Origin of the sequence: Nocardiopsis camelliae, from assembly GCF_028993595.1 — a bacterium.
GTDB lineage: Bacteria > Actinomycetota > Actinomycetes > Streptosporangiales > Streptosporangiaceae > Nocardiopsis > Nocardiopsis dassonvillei.
The window spans coordinates 4,158,366-4,178,352 of record NZ_CP118614.1; the positions used below are offsets into that span (position 1 = coordinate 4,158,366).

General features: G+C 72.6%; 10 protein-coding genes. 2 read left to right on the forward strand and 8 right to left on the reverse strand.

Translation table 11 applies throughout. The features are described 5' to 3' along the window. Positions 1-12: 12 nt before the first annotated feature. The 6 genes from PV789_RS18205 to PV789_RS18230 form a co-directional block, all read right to left on the reverse strand. The gene (locus PV789_RS18205) at positions 13-1,263 is read right to left on the reverse strand and encodes a TIGR02679 family protein (RefSeq protein WP_274973766.1); all 1,251 of its coding nucleotides are present in this window, start codon (positions 1,261-1,263) and stop codon (positions 13-15) included. Next, a complete protein-coding gene (locus PV789_RS18210) occupies positions 1,254-5,399 on the reverse strand; it encodes a TIGR02680 family protein (protein ID WP_274973767.1) in 4,146 nt (1,381 codons plus the stop codon). The genes PV789_RS18205 and PV789_RS18210 overlap by 10 nt, the downstream gene beginning before the upstream one ends. Then, on the reverse strand, positions 5,396-6,586 hold the full coding sequence (locus PV789_RS18215; RefSeq protein WP_274973768.1) for a TIGR02678 family protein: 1,191 nt from the start codon (positions 6,584-6,586) through the stop codon (positions 5,396-5,398). Before PV789_RS18215 ends, PV789_RS18210 begins: the two co-directional genes overlap by 4 nt. Next, a complete protein-coding gene (locus PV789_RS18220) occupies positions 6,583-8,214 on the reverse strand; it encodes a TIGR02677 family protein (RefSeq protein ID WP_274973769.1) in 1,632 nt (543 codons plus the stop codon). Before PV789_RS18220 ends, PV789_RS18215 begins: the two co-directional genes overlap by 4 nt. 755 nt (positions 8,215-8,969) lie before the next feature. Beyond that, the gene (locus PV789_RS18225; RefSeq protein WP_274973770.1) at positions 8,970-13,460 is read right to left on the reverse strand and encodes a PDDEXK-like endonuclease domain-containing protein; all 4,491 of its coding nucleotides are present in this window, start codon (positions 13,458-13,460) and stop codon (positions 8,970-8,972) included. A 172-nt stretch (positions 13,461-13,632) separates the two neighbouring features. Next, positions 13,633-15,180: a UvrD-helicase domain-containing protein gene (locus PV789_RS18230; protein ID WP_274973771.1), complete on the reverse strand. Its 1,548-nt coding sequence runs from the start codon at positions 15,178-15,180 to the stop codon at positions 13,633-13,635. 170 nt (positions 15,181-15,350) lie between these two features. Here PV789_RS18230 and PV789_RS18235 point away from each other — a divergent pair, with 170 nt between their 5' ends. Beyond that, entirely contained in the window at positions 15,351-16,787 is a 1,437-nt protein-coding gene (locus tag PV789_RS18235) for an NF041680 family putative transposase (RefSeq protein ID WP_274973233.1), read from the forward strand. Between the two features lie 101 nt (positions 16,788-16,888). After that, positions 16,889-17,755, forward strand: a complete 867-nt coding sequence (locus PV789_RS18240) for an IS5 family transposase (protein WP_274973384.1) — start codon at positions 16,889-16,891, stop codon at positions 17,753-17,755. A 19-nt stretch (positions 17,756-17,774) separates the two neighbouring features. Here the strand turns inward: PV789_RS18240 and PV789_RS18245 are convergent, their stop codons facing one another. Beyond that, complete coding sequence (locus PV789_RS18245) at positions 17,775-18,032, reverse strand: UvrD-helicase domain-containing protein (protein WP_274973772.1); 258 nt, start codon at positions 18,030-18,032, stop codon at positions 17,775-17,777. Beyond that, positions 18,022-19,908, reverse strand: a complete 1,887-nt coding sequence (locus PV789_RS18250; protein ID WP_274973773.1) for an ATP-dependent nuclease — start codon at positions 19,906-19,908, stop codon at positions 18,022-18,024. Before PV789_RS18250 ends, PV789_RS18245 begins: the two co-directional genes overlap by 11 nt. Between the last annotated feature and the right edge of the window lie 79 nt (positions 19,909-19,987).

Sequence of the window (19,987 nt, forward strand, 5' to 3'; positions counted from 1 at the left end):
GCGGGGCGGGCCTCACACCGGACCGAGGTCGGCCAGCAGGTCGTCCAGGACCGTTTCCTCCTCGACCCGTACGCCGTGCGCGGCCATCTCCTCGGCCAGGAGCGGATCCCAGCCGGTCGGGGCGGCGGTGCCCGACAGCGGCCGCGCCCGCTTCCCCAGAGAGGAGCGGTAGTCGGCGGCGGTGAGCCGCCACGGCCGCCACGGCACCTGTCGGGCCAGTGCGTTGGCGATACGCACCCCGCCCCAGTCGAAGTCGGTGTGCAGCCGGGTGAGGGCTCCCCCGTCCACCGCCTGGCGCAGCAGGGTCAGGGCTGCCGCGCTCGCCCCTCCCTGGAGGCAGACCAGCGGCGCGCACGCCGCGCCCCAGTGATCGGCGGCCGCGGCGACCACGACGGGGTTCTCACACACCGAGACCGTCCGGCCCGGCCACGGGGTGTGCCGGGGGTCGCAGACCAGCTGCCGCAGGGTCAGCACGGCCGGCTGTCCCGCCTCGGCCAGGGCAGCCAGCGCCCGGCCCGTAGCGGTCGCCGGGTCCCCGGGCAGGTTGAGGACCAGCACGGTGGAGGAGAGTTCGTCTTTGAGCACCCCCACCGAGGCCCACACGCGCCGCCGCCAGGCCGCGCCCTCACCCCCGGCCTCACCGCCCAGCAGACGGGCGGCGCCCAGGACCAGGGTGGTCACCGAACGGTCGTCGTCCAGGGCGTGGGCGTCTCCCAGGACCCCGGCGGCCAACTGGGACAGGGCGACACCGTCGGCGGGAAGCGCGTCCACCGTCCGGGCGACCGCCTCCACCAGGGGGGCGGCCTCCTCCGGCCCGGCGGCCATCCGGCGCACACGGCCGTCCCCTCGCACGTCGGCGCACCACGCCTCCAGGGCGGGGGCACGGGCGCACACCCGTTCCAGGGGGGCGAAGACCCGGTCCCAGGCGCGCTCCTCGCGTTCTCGCTCCTCCTCGCGCGCGACGACGGGCCCGGTGAGCAGTTCCACCGCCGCGGCCAGGCCGTCAGGGCAGGCGCCGCTGCGCCGGAGGACGTCGTCGATCCGTTCCAGACGCACACCGACGTTGCTTCCGCGTCCGATCCGGCGGCCCACCAGAGCGGCGAGCGCGGCCCGCTCCTCCTCCGTCGCACCGCTGCGGGTCACGGTCCCGGTCAGGGGTCTGCCCTCGTACAGGCGGCGGCGCGAACGCTCCAGGAGCCAGGCCGTGGCCGGGGTGCCGAGCAGGCGGCGCAGGCGCGGCAGGTCGGGTCCGGTCACTCCCACAGCCCCTCCTGGGCCGGCTGGCCGCCGTCCGCCCCCGAGCGATCCCCGGCGGCCGCTCCCCGCGCGGTCTGCCGTCCGGACCCGTTCGGTTCGTCGGCGAGGAGGCGCTCGCGGCCGTTCCACTCCCACCGGGTGACCAGGACCGCGGGGACCCCGTCCACTCTGGACAGCTGGGCGATGGCCAGGCCGGGGACCTGCGGGTAGCACCCCCACTCGCGCTCGCTGGTCATCACCACGTCCAGGTCGAAGGCGTGCAGCAGCCCCAGGCACTTGGCGCGGGAGTCGTCGTCGACCCCGGCGAAGGCCTCGTCCAGCATGATCAGGCGCGGGGCGTGCGGGTTGGTCGTGGTGGCGTAGTAGGAGGAGGCCGCGGAGAACAGCGGGATCGACGCCGAGAGCACGCGTTCGCCGCCCGAGGCGGGGCCGGTGGCGCTGTTCCACTGGCCGTGCTGGTGGCGCTGCACGGTGAACCGGTGCCAGGAGCGGTAGTCCAGTGCCCTGGCCAGGCGGTCGAACCACGGGGCGCCGGGGTCCCGGTCGCGTTCGCGTTCGATGAGGCGCTGGAGGAAGTCTCCGACGGCCGCGCGGTCGTCCGCCGACCACGCGTCCGCGGTCTGGCGCAGCAGCCGGTTGCGGGCTGCCGCCACGCCCTCGGGGGCGTCCCGGTTGAGCCGCCACAGCAGCCGCAGCCGCATACCGGTGCTGGTGGGGCGTTCCTCCAGTTCGGTGTTCATCCGCTCCACCTGGTGCTCGGCCGCGCCGATGAGGTTCTGCAGCGTGCCGGCGACCTCGGTGAGCAGGTGGTTCTCCAATACCTCGCGTTCGCGGGCCGAGAGGAGTTCGCGCCGCGCCGCCACCTCCCGGGCCAGCGCCGCGGAGAGTTCGGGGACGGGCTGTTCGCGCCCCTGGAAGGTGACCCGGACGATGATGGTCCCCGCCTCGGGCCAGGACGCGGCGCTGTGCCCGTGCTGGGACAGAGCGTCCTGCAGGTTCTTGAACTGCTGGGACAGGTTCTTCTGGAGCCGGTCCCAGGTCTGGTCGGAGTCCTCGGTCGCCTCCAGGGAGCGGTCGACGGCGCGCGCCAGGCGTACGGCCGGGTCGGCCGCCCACTCCCTGGCCGTATCGGGTGCCTCCAGGTCGGGCAGGGCGATGGCGAGCACACCGGTGGCCGCGAAGGCGCGCAGGGTGTCGACAGCCTCGGCCCGGGCACGCGCGCTCTCGGCGATGTCGTCGTCGAGCCCCTCCACCCGTCCGGCGGCCCGCCCCCTTCGGTCCAGGGCGTCGGCGCGCTCCCCTTCCAGGAGGTGTGAGCGCTCCTGGCACTCCTGGAGCTGTTGCGCGACCCGGGTGAGCATGCGGTTGAGCTCGGCCACCGCCGTTCCCACGGTCCGGCCGAGCGTGTCGCGGCGCTCGGCCGCCTCCTCTGCCTCCAGGCGCAGTTCCCCGGCCCGCTCCGCCAGGTCGGTGGCGAGCCGGGCGGCGCGCTCGGTCTCCTCCTGCTCGCCCTCCCGCGTCCAGTGCGTGTCCAGGTGCGTGCGGACCGCGGGCCACAGCTCGGCCAGGGCGACCCGGTAGGAGGACAGTGACTCGCGTTGGGCGGACAGTTCCGCTTCTTCGGTGGGTGTGCCCAGTTCGTCGGCGGTCTCGGCGAGTTCGGCCCGTTCCTGGTCCAGCCGGGCGCGGAGCCGGTCGAGTTCGGCGGCGCGTTCGTGCCTGCGGCGGGTGAGGGCGACGGTGGCGCGCACGGCGTCGGCGACCCGTGCGTGTGCGGCGCGCAGGGCGGCGTCGTCGGGCAGGGCGTCGAGTTCGGAGCGCAGCACGCGGCGGCGCTCGGCCAGGGCGGCCAGGGCGGTGTCCATGCCCGACAGGCGCTGTTCGACGGTGTCGAGTTCGCGGGCGATCTGGTCGAGCCGGTCGCGGCGGGCCTGTTCCCGTGCGCCCTCTCCCAGGTGGCGGGCCTCGTCCTTGGTCCAGCTGCCGCGCAGGGCACCGGCGCGGAAACGGCCCCCGACGGTGACCCAGGTGGTGACGTCCTCGCGTTCGGAGGTGCCGACCGCGGCCAGGAGGGCCTCCACCCGCGAGGCGGCGACCGCGTGTGCGCCGGGATCGTCGGGGTCGATGGCCGGGCGCAGGAGCAGACCCAGGTGGGGGCCGGGTACGGGGGCGTCCGCGACGACCAGGGTGTCGTGTCCCTCGGCGGTGGTGAGGGAACCGTCGGGTGCCACCCAGGCGTCCAGGAGTCCGGAGGCCTCCAGTGCCGCTTCGAGGCGGGCGCGTTCGGGTGCGGTGAGGTGCTCGGCGAAGTCGACGAGCTTCCACAGGGGCGCGCCGGGGCGCTGGCGACCGCGCGGGGCGGTGCGGGTGTGCGGAACCGGCGGGGGCGCGGGGCGTCCGGCCCGGAGCTGTTCGCGTTCGTCCTCCAGCGCCTGCCGGTCGCGGTGCAGGGCGTCGCGCTCCACGCCCAGTTCGGCCTCGTGCGCGGCCAGTGCCGTCTCCACCCGTTGGGCGTGGCGCCGGGTGCCCTGGCGGACGGGGTCGGGTCCCTCCAGGGTGGTGGCCCAGTCCGCGGCCTGGTCGAGCATCCCCGGCAGGTCGTCGGGGCGCAGCTCCGCGCAGGAGTCGAGGTGGCCGCGTACGGAAGCGACGTGGTCGCGGGCTGCCGCGTCCAGGTCCTGTTCGGCCTGGGAGCGGGCCAGGTCCAGGTCCGCGAGTTCGGTCTCGGTGTCCTCCAGGCGGGTACGCGCCTGAAGGTGGTGGCCCTGGGCCTCGTCCGCGGAGCGCAGCAGCGCGGCGGTGTGGTCCAGGGCGCGGGCTCGGCGCTGGACCAGGTCTTCGGCGTCGCGGCGGGCGGGTTCGGCGTGATCGGGAAGGGCCCGGTCGACCGTGTCGCGGTGCTGGTCGCCCAGGCCCGCGAACCGGGCCTCCGCGCCCGCCCGGGCCCGAAGGCGTTCCAGGTCCAGATCCGCCTGTTCGGCGGCCCCGGCCGCCTGGTCGAGCCGGTGCCGGGCGCGGGCGGCGTCACCGCGGGCGCGTGCGGCGTCCGCGGCGCCCCGGTCCGCACGGTGCGCGGCCTGGTCGGCCTCCGCGCGTGCCCGGTCGAGGTCGCGCGCGCTGTCCATCTCGGGGCTGCGGCGCAGGGACTGGTCCTGCCCGCGCAGGCGCGCGGTGCGCGAGGCCAACTCGTCGGCCTCGGTGCCGATCCGGTCCAGGTCGGCCTGGGCGGTGTCGCGGGCGGCCAGCGCGGCGGTGCGTTCGGAGGTGAACCTCTCGTACCGGGAGTGCTCCTGGCGGGGCGGGCGGGCGGCGCGCCTGGCGGCCACGCGCGCGTAGTGGCGGTAGTGGTCCAGGAAGGCGGAGGAGGCGCGTTCGGCGTCGGCCATCGCCTCCAGTTCCTCCTCGTCGTCCTCCAGTTCGCGGTAGGCTTCGGCGACGTCGGCGATGACCGCCTGGTCCACCGGCGGCAGCGCCTCGGTGAGCGCCTTGGACAGGGCCGCCTCGCTGGGGCGCTTGGACAGCTGGGGCTGGCGCAGCTGGATGAGCAGGTCCACCAGGGAGCCGTAGCGTTCCTCGCCCAGGCCGAAGAGGGCCTCGTCCACGGCCCTGCGGTAGTCCCCGGCCTGGTCGTAGACCATGCCGCGGCCCTCCACCGCCTCGATCAGCCGGTCCCGGGACAGGGCGGTGCGGGTGGCGTCGAGCAGGCTGAGCCCGTCGGGTCCGGCGCCGATCCGCTGGGTGGTGGAGAAGTACCAGCGGCGGGCGATACCGCGCCCGGTGACCGCCTTCAGACCGCATCCCAGGGTGCGGTACTCGGTGGTGCCGTCGGCGTCGCGGCGGCCGAATTCGATCCAGGTGTAGCCGAGCCGCTCGTCGTGCGGGTGTTCACCGCCCAGCAGCAGGTTCCACTCCATGCGCTTCTTGGGGTCGCCGTCGGGTTCGACCCGGTGGGCGGCCAGTTCCCCGTCCAGCAGGAACGGCAGGGTCAGGGCGAGGACCTTGGACTTGCCGGTGCCGTTGTTGCCGCGCAGCAGCAGCCGCCCGTCGCGGAAGTGGAACTGCTCGTCCTCGTAGTAGAACAGGTCGACGACACCCAGGCGCAGGGGCTGCCAGCGTTCCCGTCCGGGTTCGGGCAGGGTCACGGAGTCTCTCCCTCGGGTGTGCTGACGTGGGGTTCGGCGACGGCGTAGCGGGCCAGTGCCGGGCGCGGCGCGACCGCGGGACGGCCGTCCACGAGGACCGTCTCGACCAGTCCCAAGCCGCGCAGGCGCTCCACGGCTGTGGCCACCAGCGCGGGTTCGTTGCCGGGGGCGCGGGCCGACTTGGACCAGTAGGAGGAGTGCTCGCGGGCCAGTTCGCGCACCTTGTCGCCGAGTTCGTCCAGGGTGAGGGGACGCCCGGCCGCGGCCAGGTGTTCGGCCAGGAGCAGGGTGGCGTGCCCGGGGGTGCCCTGTTCGGGCATGCGCAGGTCGGTGAGGGCGTCGTCTGGGTCGACCATGGCGATGCCCTCGGCGCGGACCTCGGCGACGAGGCCGGTGAGCTCGCCGATCCTGCGGGTGATGGCGGCGCGCTGGCTGACGAGGTAGGCGTGCTCCTCCTCGGTGAGGGTGTCGAAGTACAGGACGGGGTCGTCGAGCAGGCGCCGGGTGAGGCGGTGGCGGATGGCGGTGTTGCGCAGGTCGTCGCTGTCCAGCTGGTGGGCCACTCCGTCCTCGGCCAGCGCGGACAACCGCGCGGCGTGGTCGGTGTCGGCGATGGTGGAGGGGCCGCGCGCGCCGGCGAGCATCCCCGTCAATACGCGCCGGTCCACGTCGTAGAGGGCGTCCCCCCGGTCGCCGACGAAGGCGCCTTCGTCCCCGGCCACCCGGGACAGCACCCCCAGGCCGACCAGGAGCCGCACCACCGCCACCAGGTCCATGCGCTGGTCCCGGGTGGACAGGGTGAAGCCCAGATCGGCGAACTCGGGCGCGGAGGCCTCCAGTACGACCTGTTCGGCCAGGCGGCCCAGGGCGGTCTGCGCCTCGGCCCGCTCCAGGACGGCCAGGGACAGGCAGAGCAGGACGTAGCGGCGCCGGTCGAAGGCGAGTCTTCCCCTGCCCTCCTCACGGGCCGGGTGGGTGGCGTCTGCGGGGTCTCCGGGGACCTTGCGCAGCCGTGCCGTCTCGGCGTCCACGTGCAGGCGCCAGCCGGTGTTGCGGTCGAACCACTGGCGCAGTCCGAGGGCGTGGTCGCGTACCTGCCGGAACTCGCGGGGGTGGGCTGAGGAGCGCAGCAGCGGTTGGCGGAGCAGGGCGCGAGCGGCCCGGTGCAGGTCCTCCTGCGTGTTCATCCGCCCCCGCCGGTCAGGTCGACGATGCGCACCAGGTGGTCGGGGCCGTGGAAGGTGCCGCCGGGGGTGCGCACGGTGGCGGTGCGGCCGTCGTTCAGGGCGCTCAGGTGGATCTCCATGGTTCCGTCGTTGCTGGTGGCGACGGTGTGTTCGGTGTCGGGTCCCCAGCGGGACAGGGCGTCGCCGAGCAGTTGGAGGAACAGCCCGAAGGCGACGGGGTCGAGTTCGGCCAGGTCCGACAGGCGCACCCGGCCGCGGGTGGCGAGCCGGGCGCGGGCAGCCGCGGCCTCCTGGGCCTGTTTGCGGGCGAGCTCGGCCAGGTAGCGGCGTTCGTCGCCGCGGTCGATGACCTTGCGCGCGCGGCCGCGCCGCTCGTAGCTGCCGGTGCGGCGCAGGCGCGGGCTGATGGTGAGGCGGTCGGCCTCGGCCCAGGGCGTGGTTGGGGCGATGGGTTCGCGTTCGCGCTGCTCCGCAGTGGCGGGGTCGACGGTCAGGTGGCGGGAGGAGTGCAGGGCGAAGGCCGTGCGCCACAGCCGGTGGCGGGCGTCGTCGTCGGGGGCCTCGGCGAACCAGCGGGCCAGGGTCCGAAAGTCCGCGGACCGGTCGGAGCGGCCGGTGCGGCGCTCGTTGATGACCGCGACCACCCGCAGCAGTTGGGGGATGGCACCGCGGGCGCTGACCCGCAGGCGCTGCGCCTGGGCCGGAACGCCGGGGGCGGACAGGAACCAGGAGCGCAGTCCCTCCCAGCGGCGCTGCCAGCGTTCCAGGGCCCGGTCGAAGTCCGCACCGCCGGTGGCCTCGGTGCCCGGGTCGGCGGGTCTTCCGTCCGGGGCGGCGTCGGCGGCCTCGCGTGCGGCGGCCACCCGCAGCAGGTTCCCGACCGGCCCGGGACGGGAGGCGGTCCCGTCGAGCTCGGCGAGCAGGAGGGCGATCTCGCCGCCCCGGGTGATGAGGTCGCCGATGAAGCGCTCCAGGTAGGAGATGAGGCGGTCCTTGTAGGCCAGGAAGGCCTCGACGTCGGCGTCGTGCAGGTCGATGGTGCGCTGGAGGGACCCCATGAAGGCGCGGGCGTTGTCGGCCAGGTCGGTGAAGCGTTCCACGAGACCGAGCAGGGTCAAGTGGACGACCGCCTCGTCGGAGGCCTCATGCGCGGCCAGTTCCCGCAGGGCTCGCAGCTGGGTGGCGATGTCGGCCAGGGCGACGGCCTGGAGTGAGCCCTTCTGCCCCAGCGCCTCGTCGTAGGCCGCCAGGGCCCGTTCGGCCGCCTCGCCCTCCCGGGTGAGCTGGTAGATGTGGCGGCGCCGGTAGAAGTCCTCCACCGCCGTGACGCGCTCGGTGTCGGGGTCCTGGCGCAGGTTGCCCCACGTGTAGAGGCTCTCCAGGGCCTTGGCGACCGGTTCGGCGGAGGCGGGCCGCACCTCCTGCGGCAGGCCGGTGTGGACCTCCTCGGGGCGAAGGTGCACGCGGAACTGCTCCTTGGCCCGGACGAACACCCCCATCACCGCGCGGTAGAGATCGTTGTTGGGAGCTGTGAGGTGGGCGAAGACCGCGTAGGGCGTGTGGTCTTCGGGAGGGCGGGAGGGAGCGGTCCCCTCCGAGAGCGGCCCGGATCCAGAGGGAGGAGTCATCTCTTCCAGTATCGGTCCTGTGAACTGTGCGTGGTGCGCCTTCGTGCGGGTCGTCCGCCCGGCTCGGCGGTAGCGGTCCCGCGCACAGACGACGCTGCTGGGAACGACAGCCCTGCATACAGAAGGCGCGGCCGGAGGCGACGGCCCCGTACGCGGGCGGCGCGGCCGGGGGCGACGGTTCACGTGGCCGGATGCGGACAACCGCCCCGTGGCCGAGGGCCATCCGAGCGGGCCGCTCCCCTCACCGTGATCTTGTACCTATAGCGAGGTTCGACGGCCCAAACTCGCTATAAGTACAAGATCATCGCAGGTCAGGACCCAACGACTCGCACCGGCAACATTTCCGGCCAGGCTACCGGACGGCCCCGGACCCAGCGCACGGCGGTCACCGGCGCCGCGGCCGGTGCCGGAGCGCGGCGCGGGCGATGTTCACCCCCGTCGGAGTGGTCGTGCTGTGGCCCCGCCTGCCCGGGTAAGCGCCCATCATGCGCAGCACACCGTGGTTGCGGCGGACCAGGCGGACGACGCCCGAACCGGAGAGGCCGTTGGTGCGGACGACGGCGGCCTCGTGGCTCCTGTCGCCCTGTACCGGTCGTGGCCCGTGGTTCTGTTGACGAGTACGGCGAACAGCACCTGGCGGGGGTCAGCCCCCTGTCCCCGGGTGAAACGGTCCCGGGCGAACGTGTGTACCTCCGGCACGAAGGGTGGGAGAGCCGTGTCCGCCCGGTCATCCGGGCGGACACGGAGTGGTCCGTTCAGAGGCGGACGGGCGCGATCTCCATCTCCTCCAGCCGCTTCCACAGCGGCTGGAGCGCGGCCTCGGGGTCGCGGAAGAAGCGGCTGCCGCGGATGCGCACGAACGTCCATCCGACCCGCTCCAGTTCGCGCTGGCGCGCCGCGTCCTCGACCGCGTTGGCCTCGTTGTGGAAGGCGTCACCGTCGCACTCCACAGCCAGTCGGCGGGTCCCGCCCTCGACCACCAGGTCGATGCGGTAGTACCCGGCCGGGTACTGCGGCAGGACCCGGTAGCCGCGGAAGCGCAGAGCGCGGTAGACGCGCTGCTCGAAGAGGCTGTCGAAGGGCTGCACGCGCTCGTCGGCGGGCACGTCTCCCAGGACCGTACCGTCCTGCTCGTTCGCGGGGCGGTCCAGGTAGTCCAGGTAAGCGCGGCGCAGATCGGTCTCACCCAGATCGGTGAGGGCGAAGCTGTGGAAGTACCAGACCTGGTCGCGGGCGCGTGAGGCCGCGACGTTGATCGCCTGCTGGTGGGCGACAGAGCTGTAGGGGCCCGGACGGCGTCGCGCGCCGTCCGTGTCGAAGGGGGCGTATACCGCGCTGACGAACACCACGTCGCGTTCGTCCCCCTGGAAGGCAGCCGGGGTGCCGACCCGGATGCGCCGCTGGACCCGCTCCTCCAGCGAGAGGCGTTCGCTGAGCAGATCCTCTACCAGTGTCTGCTGGGCTCCGCTCTGGAGGACGACCACCCCCATGGTGCGGCCCTCATAGGCCGGGTCGGCGCAGCACTCGGCGATCTGGTCCACCAGTCGGCGGGCCTCGGCGGGGTTGCCCAGACGCTGGTTGCGCCCCTGGAGGACCCCCTCCGGGACGTGGACCGCGCACAGTGGCGGCAGCCGGTCGGCTCCGTACTGGCGCAGCGGCTGCAATCTGCCGTCGTAGAAGTTCTCGTTGGAGAAGCCGACGATCTCGGGCATGCAGCGGAAGTGTTCGCTGAGCATGAGCTGGCCGCGGCTGCCCGCCAGCCCCGAGACGATGTCGAACAGGCTCCGGTTGGGGGAGAACAGGTTGCTCCGGGAGGCCGGGAGGACTCCGAGGTGTCGTTGCTGGAGCATGAAGACCTGCTCCTGGTCCACACCGACATTGGCGGGACTGACCTGCTTGTCGTCGCCGACGACGACGAGGCGCTTTCCCAGCCACGCTAGGAGCAGGGCCTCGGGGCCCGACTGGCTCGCCTCGTCGACGATGACCACGTCGAAGACGCCTGCGGTGTCCATGGGCACCGTGGACACCACCTGGTAGAGCGGCATGATCCAGGCGGGGACGGCGGGCTGGCACTCCCGCAGGCTCTCGCGGGCATGGCGCTGGTGGCGCTGGGCGTACTTGCCGGTGCCCTTGCCGATCTGCCGGACACTCTGCTGGTAGGAGCGCAGCGCCACCTCCTGGTCGGGGGTCAGCCTCTCCAGGCAGGCACGCCAGGCCTTGGCCGCCGCGAGTTTGGCCAGGGTCAGCCGCGCGTCGCCGTCGGCCTCTGTGAGGCGGGCACGGCACCTGTCCTCGGCGGCGGGATCCGTGAGCTCGGCCAGGCGCCGGTTCCACACCGACCACGCCCACGCCTGCTCGATCCGGCCGAGGCGTTCCTCCCACACGGGCGCGTCCGGCTCCTCCGCGACGGCGCGGGCCAGGGCCTGGTGACCGGAGGCCACGACGGCGTGCGCCCGCCGGTGCTCCGTCTCCAGGCGGGCTGCCTCCCGTACGCGCGCCATGTCCGCGCAGGCGGCGGTGTAGGCCTCCGCGTCCGCGGTGTCCACCGCGAGGCGGGCACGGCGCAACGCCTCGGGTTCGGGATACGAGCGGTCGGCCCACGTCCGCAGCTCGGTTCGGGCACCCTCCACCGTCTCACGGGCCGGGGCGGCGTCGTACTCGGCGTCCACGGCTGCCAGGAGTACACCGACCCGTTCCGTTTCGGAGGTGTCGGCCCAGTCCAGGGAGGCCAGTCGGGGCAGGTCCGCCGCCGCCTCGTCTAGAGCCGCTCGCGCCGCGGCCAACGCGAGGAGGTGGTCGAGGTCGGCGAGGGCGTCCCTGAGGCGGGCGGTGCGTGTCCGGGGATCCTGCCACAGGGCGGCACCCGTCTCCGGATGCAGGGAGGCGTCGGCCTCGAACAGGGCGCGTTCGGCTTCGATCCGGTGCAGCAGGACCGCGGCGCTCCGCACCGAGTCGGGCGCCCGCCCGTCCACGGTGACGGCCTGGAGGAAGGGCGCGTTCTGTTTGGCGAGTCGGCTGCGCAGGCCCAGGACCTTGTGCAGCCTGTCCCCGGAGGACAACCCCTTGTGGAGGTCGGTGGCGTACCCGAGAGCCTCCCCCAAGCCGAACCGGTCGATCCCCTCGACGAGGGCGCGCCCCACTTCTGCTATGTCGTGCTCGGCGCTCTCCAGGGCGGCGCGTACCGACCGCGCCCGCTCCTGAACCTCCTGCCCCCTGCCCGTCAGCGCCTTCTCCCGCTGGGTCTCCCACCTCGGGTCCAGTCGGGTGGCCACCGCCCGTGCGGCCGTGAACTCCTCCAGCCGCAGCCTGAGCAGGGCGCAGTGCTCACGGGACAGACCGCGCAGGAGGTCGTCGATGTGACCGTCCCAGAGACCGGACGCGCTCCGGGCCGCCTCCCGGGCGCGGTCGAGGGCGGCAAGGGAAGCGGCGAAGACGCTGGGGGCGGGCAGGCGTGCGGCCTCGGGCACCTCGGCGGTGACGGCCCGCTGCTCGGGGGTGTAGGCGCGTGCGGCGCGCAGAAGATCCAGGGCCTGCTCGCTGCTGAACAGCGGCCGCTCGGAGCCGACCTCGCCGATCCAGGAGTAGCGCGGCTCCTCCTCGGCGAGGCGTTCGGCAATGGAAGCGAGGGTGCCCCCGTAGTCGCCGACCTCACGCGGATACCGGTGGGTCTCCCGCTCCCGGATCGCGCGCAGGTCCTTCAGGGCGTGGTCGCGCCTGCCCCTGGCGTCGGCGAGCCGCCGCTCAAGGTCGGTGATCTCCCGACGCGCACGCGCCGGATCCCGCCCTGCCTGACGCCCCAGGATCTCCTGGACGGAACCCTCCAGCTCCCGCTGCGCCTCCACACCGTCACCGGTACGGCTAACCGCCAGGGGTCGGATCTCGTCGGGGAGCTTGTCCTTGAGCACCTTCAGCGCCCGCGCGGTGTGGCTGGTGATGAGGATGCGCTGCCCCTGGGCGAGGAGGTGGGTCACCAGGTTGGCGATGGTGTGGGTCTTGCCGGTGCCGGGCGGGCCCTGGACCACGACGAGGTCGCTGTCGCGCAGGCGGTCGGCGATGGCGCGCTGCTCATCGTTGGAGGGCAGGGAGAAGTACAGCTCCTCGGGACGCCCGGCGTCCGAGGGCCTCCCTTCCGCGCCAGCCTCTTCCGGCGGGCAGGCGGACCGCTCGGTGTCGGTGCCCTGGCCGACGATGCGGCGCAGCAGCGCGGTCGGCGCGCCGTGGCGCTCCACCGCGTCGCCGACCTCGCGCAGGGCGTTGAGCTGCCCCCGTTTGGGGCGCTCCCGCAGCACCAGGGCGGGGGCGAAGGTGACCAGGGCGGAGTCGTCGGCGGTGTTCGCGTTCGGACGGTGGACGTCCTGTTCGTAGCGGGACCCGGAGGAGACTGAGAGCGCCCATTCCTCCAGAGCGGCGTGGAGGTGTTCGGCCCCGTCCGGGCCCGTGCTCTCGGAAGCGAGTTCGAGCCGGGTGAGCACGCGCTCCCTCGGTTGTTCGCGCAGGCGCTGGGAGGGGTCCAGCATGTCCTCCTCCAGCGAGAACCCGGACGCGTCCGGATCCGGGGTGGTCGTGAGGCTCCCCCTCTCGTCCATGGTGATGACGATCCTGCGGGTGAGGAGGTGGCGGCGGACCGCGTGCCCCTCGACAGTCCACGTCAGGTAGCCGGTGGCGAGAACCAGTTCGTAGGACTCTCCGAGGTCGGCCGCCTCCTGGTGGATGCGGTAGACCTGCTCGTAGAGCCTGACCAGCGGGGCGACACGGCGTTCGCGTTCGGCCCAGTCGCTCCAGGCCCGCGCCCACTCCCGGTGCGCGGCGAGCACGCCCTCGCGGTCGGGGAACTCGGCGAGGGTCACCATCCGCTCCGCGGCCGGAGCGTCGGGCGTGTCTCCCCCGCTCTCGGACTCCTCCCCCGCTGGGACAGCCGTGAGGGTGCGCTCACGCGGTTGCGGTGGCCGCACCCGTTCACGGTCGCGGACCTGCTCCGGGTCCACCCAGGGCCGGAGCGGTCCGGGCAGGGTTGGAGGCTCGGAGTGGTGCACCCGGTCGACCCGGAGCCAGGTCCCGGAGGCGTCTGCGTCGAAGAGCCCGGAGACCACGCTGGGCGCGTCCCGGGGCAGGTCGCCGAGCCAGAGGATCCGGGCGGCTCCGTCCAGGGTGCGCGCGGGGTTGCTGCGCAGTTCCTCCGTCTCCAGGAGGAAGCGGTACATGCGCTGGATGCTGTCGATGGTCGGATCTGCCGGGGTAGCGGACATGCGTCTTCTCGCGCTCTCTGGTCGTGGCGGGGCGGGGTCGCGGGAGCGGCCGTGGAGGCGTTGAGGGGCCCGGGCGGTCGGCGCGCCCGGGAAGGGGGTTTCTGGGGGAAGTCAACCCGTCCGGGTGCGCCGACGCGCGGTGTTCGGGAAAAAAGACCGTGCGGAAAGCCGCTCAGCGGTTGATCAGGGACCTTCGTCCCGGTCCCGGTGGGACGGAGCGCTCATAGGGAACGTCTCGCCGGGAGAGGAAGGAGGCCACGCGCTCCAGGTCCTCCTCCGGCAGTGCGAGCGCCAGGAGACGGCGGGCACGCGTGGCGGCGACGTAGAGCACGCGAACGTCCTCGTCCGGGTCGCGGCCCGGGTCGAGCCAGCGGTCGATGACCGTCGGGACCCTCGACCACGCCCTCCTGGCCGGGATCATGACCAGGACCGCATCGGCCTCCTCCCCCTTGACCCCGTGGACACTGCTGGTGCGTCCGACACCGGGCAGAGGGTTCAGCGGCGCGACCGAGTCGTCGTAGAGGCGACGCGCGGGAGCGGTGCGAAGACCCGCGTCCGCCTCCTGCCAGCGCACACGACCCGGTGGTTCGGTACGCACCGCGTAAGGACTATGCCGGAGCAGGGATGAGGTCAGCCTGCGCTCCCACTCGGCCAGGGGCAGGTCGGCGGAGGGGTATTCGTAACGCACCAGGGCCTCGGCCCGGTCGAACAGGGCGGTATCGATACCGGCGGCCCGCATGCGCTCGGCCTCGGTGACCCGCGAATCCGCCTCAGGTGCGCACCAGAGGTCGAGCAGGGTCGAGCGCAGGGCTTTGCGGGCCCGCTCCCGGAACCTCTTGCCGGGGTTCGGGGCGGCCAGCACCTCACCCGCCCAGACCAGGCGTGCGAGGTCGCCCGAAGGTACCTTCGCCGTACCGGCCAACTCACGAGGTAGGGCACTCCAGCGGTGGGCGAGGACGAGCGTCTCCTCCTTCTTGACGCCCATGCCCTCCGCAGCGGCGTGGAAGGCACGGACCGGATGGCGTTCGCCCGGAGCGTGGGGAAGGAGCAGGACGGGGCTGTCCTGGTCCCTGTGCCTGCCGACCGCGACATCGGGCTCGGGGTTACCGCGTAGCGTGGCGGTGAAGCGGCACAGCCGCTGGCCGCTGCGCCAGTTGTGGCGCAACCGGAGGGCGTTGTCCCGGGGCAGGGGCCGGATCGTGTGGCCCTGGCTGCCCTTGGCCCGGCGGAACCCGTAGACCGCCTGGTCGGTGTCGGCCACCAACAGCAGCGGAAGGCCCTGTTCGCTCAGGCGCAGCAGGAGTTCTTCGTCCACGTCGGAACAGTCCTGTGCCTCGTCCACCACCAGTTCGGCGAACCGGGCGGTGAGGGCGGCACCGATCGCCGCCGCGAGGCCGGGTTCGGACAAGTTGGCCAGTGCTCGTTGCCTGACCTGGTCACCGGTCATGTGGCCCTTGCCGGTGAGGGAGGCGTGCTGCCGCTCCGCCCATGCCAGGGCCTGGGACCGCGTGAGGCGTAGTTTGCGGATCTTCCACACCGAATCATCGTCGAGGGCGGCGCCGGACGCGGTGAACGTGAAGTCGTCCAGGGTGAGCCCGCCGTCGAACCCCGCCGAGGAGGGGTGCTCCTCCCAGGAGTCCAACCGGTTCCACTCGGTGCTGGCGTCCCGCGGCGCTCCCAGGTAGGGGCGGACCAGGTGGCGCCAGAAGAAGGTGTCCAAAGTGGTGACGGCGTTGGGGTGTTCGGCGGAGGCGGGCCCCGCCTCAGCTTGTTCTTTAACCCCGGCAAGATCGTTTCTTGTCGGGGTTCGCCGTTCCCCGGACAACAGTGGCGGCCATCCCTCACGCTTCGAGATGTCGAGTCACGAAGTACCGAGGAACGGCCGCTGTGATGAGTCTGATGGATGACGCCGTCGGCGTCGAGGCGTTGCCCACATTGTCCTGGTTTCGAAGCGAGTTCCACGACTGTCTGCCCCGCCGGGCAGACACGTTGTTCGAGCTGTGCGACGCGATGCTGTGCTCCGACGGGCCGGTAAGCTCGCTGGTCGATCTGACACTGGTGGCCGAGCACCGGCGCGGACACGGCGCGATGTATGACGCGCTGAACCACGGCCAGGTGGACACTGGCAGGTTGCGGCGCTCGCTGGCCGAACTACCCCTGCCCCGGGCGGCCGACGGCCGGATCGTTCTCGCCGTGGACGTCTCGCCCTGGCTGCGTCCCGACGCACCGTGCAGCCCCGACCGGCTGTTCTGCCACGTCTACGGCCGCTCCAAGAACACCTCGCAGTTCATCCCCGGCTGGCCCTACTCCTTCGTCGCCGCCCTGGAGACCGGCCGCACCTCGTGGACCGCCCTGTTGGACGCGGTCCGTCTGGGCCCGGCCGACGACGCCACCGCCGTCACTGCGGCCCAGCTGCGCGAGGTCGTCACCCGCCTCATCGCCGCCGGGCACTGGCGCCAAGGCGAGGCCGACATCCTGATCGTCATGGACTCCGGCTACGACGTGTGCCGTCTGGCCTTCGTCCTGGCCGACCTGCCCGTGGAACTGGTGGGCCGCATCCGCTCCGACCGCGTCATGCTGCGACCCGCACCGCCCCGGCCCCCAGGCACCATCGGGCGCCCGCGCAAGCACGGCGGGGTATTCACCCTGGCCGAGCCGGACAGCTGGCACGCCCCCGACCAGGCCACCGTGACTGAAACCACCCGCTACGGCACCGCCCACGCCCGGGCGTGGGACCGGCTGCACCCCCGGCTTACCCACCGCGGCCCCTGGCTGGACCACGACGGAAACCTGCCCGTCGTTGAGGGGACCCTGGTGCGCCTGGAGGTCGAGCACCTGCCCGGCGACCGGGACCCCAAGCCGGTGTGGCTGTGGTCATCGGTCACCGGAGCCAGCGGCGAGCTGGTCGATGTGCTGTGGCAGGCGTTCCTGCGCCGCTTCGATCTGGAGCACACCTTCCGCCTGTTCAAGCAGACCCTGGGTTGGACCTGCCCGAGGGTGCGCTCCTGCGAGGCGGCCGACCGGTGGACCTGGCTGGTCATCGCCGCGCACACCCAGCTGCGTCTGGCCCGCCCGCTGGCCGAGGATCTGCGCCGTCCCTGGGAGCGGCCCGCTGAGCCGGGCCGACTCACCCCCGCCCGGGTCCGGCGGGGGTTTCGCCACCTGCGGGTGAAGGCGGCGCGTCCGGCCAGGGCACCGAAACCCTCCTGGCCCGGTCCCGGACGACCGCCCGGTTCGAAGAACCGCCGCCCGGCGTCCCGCTACGACGTCGGCAAAACCGTCAAACGCGACCTCACCCTCGCACAGCACAGGAACCGCGCAGGTTAAAGAACAAGCTCAGTGACTGTTGGGTATGCGGGTGGTTGCGTGAGGTGACCGGCCCGGGTCGCTGGCGGGAGAACAGAACATCCCCGCCAGAATTGCGCTGTGTGTGCAGATGCAAGTCCGGCGGGGACGCCCGCCCATGCTACCCCTCTAACCTCTCCGACCCCGTCTGGGAGGTGATCGAGCCCCTCATGCCCGTCCGCGACCAAGCCAAAGGCGGAGCACCCCGCAAATACGACGACCGGCTGGTCTGGAACGCGATCCTGTTCGTGCTGCGCTCGGGTTGCCAGTGGCGGATGATCCCCCACGACCTGATCCCCTGGGACGCCGCCTACCGGTGGTACCGCACCTGGAGGGCCGACGGCACCATCGATCGGATCCACGACGCCCTGCGCGCCCGGGTCCGCGAGGAGGCGGGCCGCGATCGGGACCCCTCGGCGGCGGTGTTGGACTCCCAGTCGATCCTGACCGGGGAGGGCGGTACCGACCGCGGCTACGACGCGGGCAAGCGCACCAAGGGCCGCAAACGCCACCTGGTCGTGGACACGTTGGGGTTGGTGCTGGTGGTCGCGGTGACCTCGGCCTCGGTCCAGGACCGCCCCGGTGGGCGCCGGGTCTTGGAGACCTTGGCGGCCCGGTTCCCGACGGTGGGGCTGGTATGGGCTGACGCGGGGTACGCGAACAAGGTCGACAGCGGCCTGCTCACCTGGGCGTATGAGACGTTCCGGTTAGTGGTGCAGATCGTCCGGCGCAGCGACGACGCCAGGGGGTTTCAGGTGCTGCCGCGCCGGTGGGTGGTGGAGCGCACGTTCGCCTGGTTGGTGCGCAACCGCCGTTTGGCGCGCGATTACGAACGTCTGACCACGGGTTCGGAGGCCATGGTCAAGCTCGCGATGATCCGGTTGATGGCCACACGGCTGGCCGGTCAGAGCGAGCGGTGGAGCAACCGCTCTGCCGACCAGGCCGTGTAATCACCCGCATACCCAACAGTCACTCAGAGATGATCCGGGAACGCACCTCCCGGCTGGCGGCCCTGGTGAAGGAGGCGATGGCGCGTCCGCGCCTGCCCGGTGGGGGCTGGGCCAGGTGCCGGTCCACGATGACCCGGGTCTTGCCCGCCCCGGGGCAGGCCTTCACCCAGAGCACCTCGCCGGGATCGAGCAGGCGGGTGGCCGCCTCGGCCTGAGCCCTCGCGGCGTCAGCGCACAGGACGCCGAGGTCGACTGCCGCAAGGGTGTCAGTGCTCATGACGGCTCTCCTCGGTGATCCAGCGCAGGGCTTCGGCGAAGTAGGCGGGGGCGACCAGCGACTCAGCAACCGCGGGATCGGCGGAGAGGGCGGCGAGGTCCTGGGCGAAGTCTCCCTTGCGCACCTTGCGGGTCTTGAACATCGTGGCGAAGTACGCGTCCCGGGTTACGGACGGCTGCGCCTCAAGCTCCCGCCAGTGCCCCTCGGCGGCCTGACGGCGCTGGAGCTTCCACGCCCTCCTCATGAGTTCGGCGTTGTCGGGGTGGGCCTTGAGCAGCTCGGGTTCCAGGGTGGTCTCATTGGCGAACACCTTGGCGACACCCTCGTCCGCACCCAGGTCCGCGAGCAGTTTGCGCAGGTTGGTGGCACGGTCGACCTTCTGCTTGCCGGCTGGATCGTAGAAGTCCCCGTCGGTGATGACCGCGACGCGCTGGGCGATGCGCTGCCCGCTGGCGGGGTCGACGTCGAGCAGGACCCTGAGGTAGGGATCGAAGTCGACCCCGTCGATGGGGACGACGGCCGTGCCCCGCAGGCGTCGGCGCCCGGGTCCGCTGAGCACGCCCGCGCCCAGGGCCGGCACCAGTACCGCCTCGGCGATCCCCTCCACGAGCAGGACCCGGGACGCGAACAGCAGGGTGCTCCTGGTCGCGTTGAGGTAGTTGCGGACCTTGACCAGGTCCCGGTTGCCCAGGTTGAGGTTGCGCACGGCCACGCCCGTGGTCCCGTGGAAGGCGGGGGGAGCCTTCTTCTCCTCTGGGCCGGGTTCACCGACGCCGGTCGCCGTACCACGGCCGTGCCGCTGGAGGACGACGAGGTCCTGCGGCGGTACCGAGGTGGCGATGTGCGGGGAGTGCGTGGTGACCAGGGCCTGGACGCGGCCCAGCCAGGGCTGTCCGGAACGGTCGCGCTTCTGGCTGTTCTCGGTCTCCTCACGGAGGCAGTCCATGAGGATGGTCTGCAACTGCGGGTGCAGGTGGGCCTCGGGCTCCTCCACCAACAGCACGGTCAGGTCGGCCTCGGCCGCCTTGTGCAGTTGCGCGAGGACAGTGGCGATGTAGAGCAGATTGGCGTAGCCCAGACCGCTCTCGGCCACCTCCTGCGGGGAGAGGTCGTGCTCTTTGAGCCGCATGCGCAGGGAGCGCACGACCGATCGGACCGTGGCCTGGGACAGTCCGAGGCCCGTGGACTGGGAGCGGACACCGTCCGTCAGGGCGGTGAGCTTGCTCTGCACCTCCTCGCCCACCTTGGGCAGGGGTGTGAGCTTGTCGAAACCGCCGAAGTACTCCCGAGCCTCCTTCTGGAACGTCTCCGCCGCTCCCTCCTCCCTGAGGAAGCTGCCGACCAGGTGCTGGATGCTGTTGCCCGCACCGGAGGCGAGTTCGCGCCGCGCGTCGCGCAGGGGCGGCAGGTACAGGTGCCGGATGCGCCGACGGGCGCCCGGCTCGGGATCCCGGTCCGTGGTGGGTGTCTGCCCGGCGCGCCAGCTCGTGGTCCCCCGCTGCGCCCCGATGTCCGGGGGCGCGTAGGTCAGGTGGTAGCTGACCGTCGTCCGGTCGGCGTTGAGGGCCTGGTCGTAGAGGGCGAGATCGGTGGGGTCGTCGGGGTTGTCGGAGGCGTAGCGGGCCTCGAAGTCGATCGTGCGTCGGCATCCCTCCCCGTGCGCGTCTTCGCCGCAGCCGTCGCGGTACAGGTCCTCGGCGCGGAGGTAGAGGTCGCGCTGGCCGTCCAGCGGGGCGGTGAGGTGGCGGACCGCGTCGATGACGTTGGTCTTGCCGGCGTTGTTCTCGCCCACCAGGGCCGTCACGCCGGGCTGGAAGGTGACGGTGGTGTCGGCCAGAGAGCGGAACCCCTGGACATGGAGTCGCTGAAGGTACACAGGAAACCTCCTGAAGAGCGCTTGGGAACAGCCATAGCTAACAACACCACGAAAGCACTGTCAACACGCTGCACACGCT

What these genes read in the sequence shown, in the direction of transcription:
- PV789_RS18215 (WP_274973768.1), bottom strand. Translation starts at nt 6,586, where the DNA reads ATGAACACGCAGGAGGACCTGCACCGGGCCGCTCGCGCCCTGCTCCGC.
- PV789_RS18235 (WP_274973233.1), top strand. Translation starts at nt 15,351, where the DNA reads ATGAGTCTGATGGATGACGCCGTCGGCGTCGAGGCGTTGCCCACATTG.
- PV789_RS18225 (WP_274973770.1), bottom strand. Translation starts at nt 13,460, where the DNA reads ATGTCCGCTACCCCGGCAGATCCGACCATCGACAGCATCCAGCGCATG.
- PV789_RS18220 (WP_274973769.1), bottom strand. Translation starts at nt 8,214, where the DNA reads ATGACTCCTCCCTCTGGATCCGGGCCGCTCTCGGAGGGGACCGCTCCC.
- PV789_RS18245 (WP_274973772.1), bottom strand. Translation starts at nt 18,032, where the DNA reads ATGAGCACTGACACCCTTGCGGCAGTCGACCTCGGCGTCCTGTGCGCT.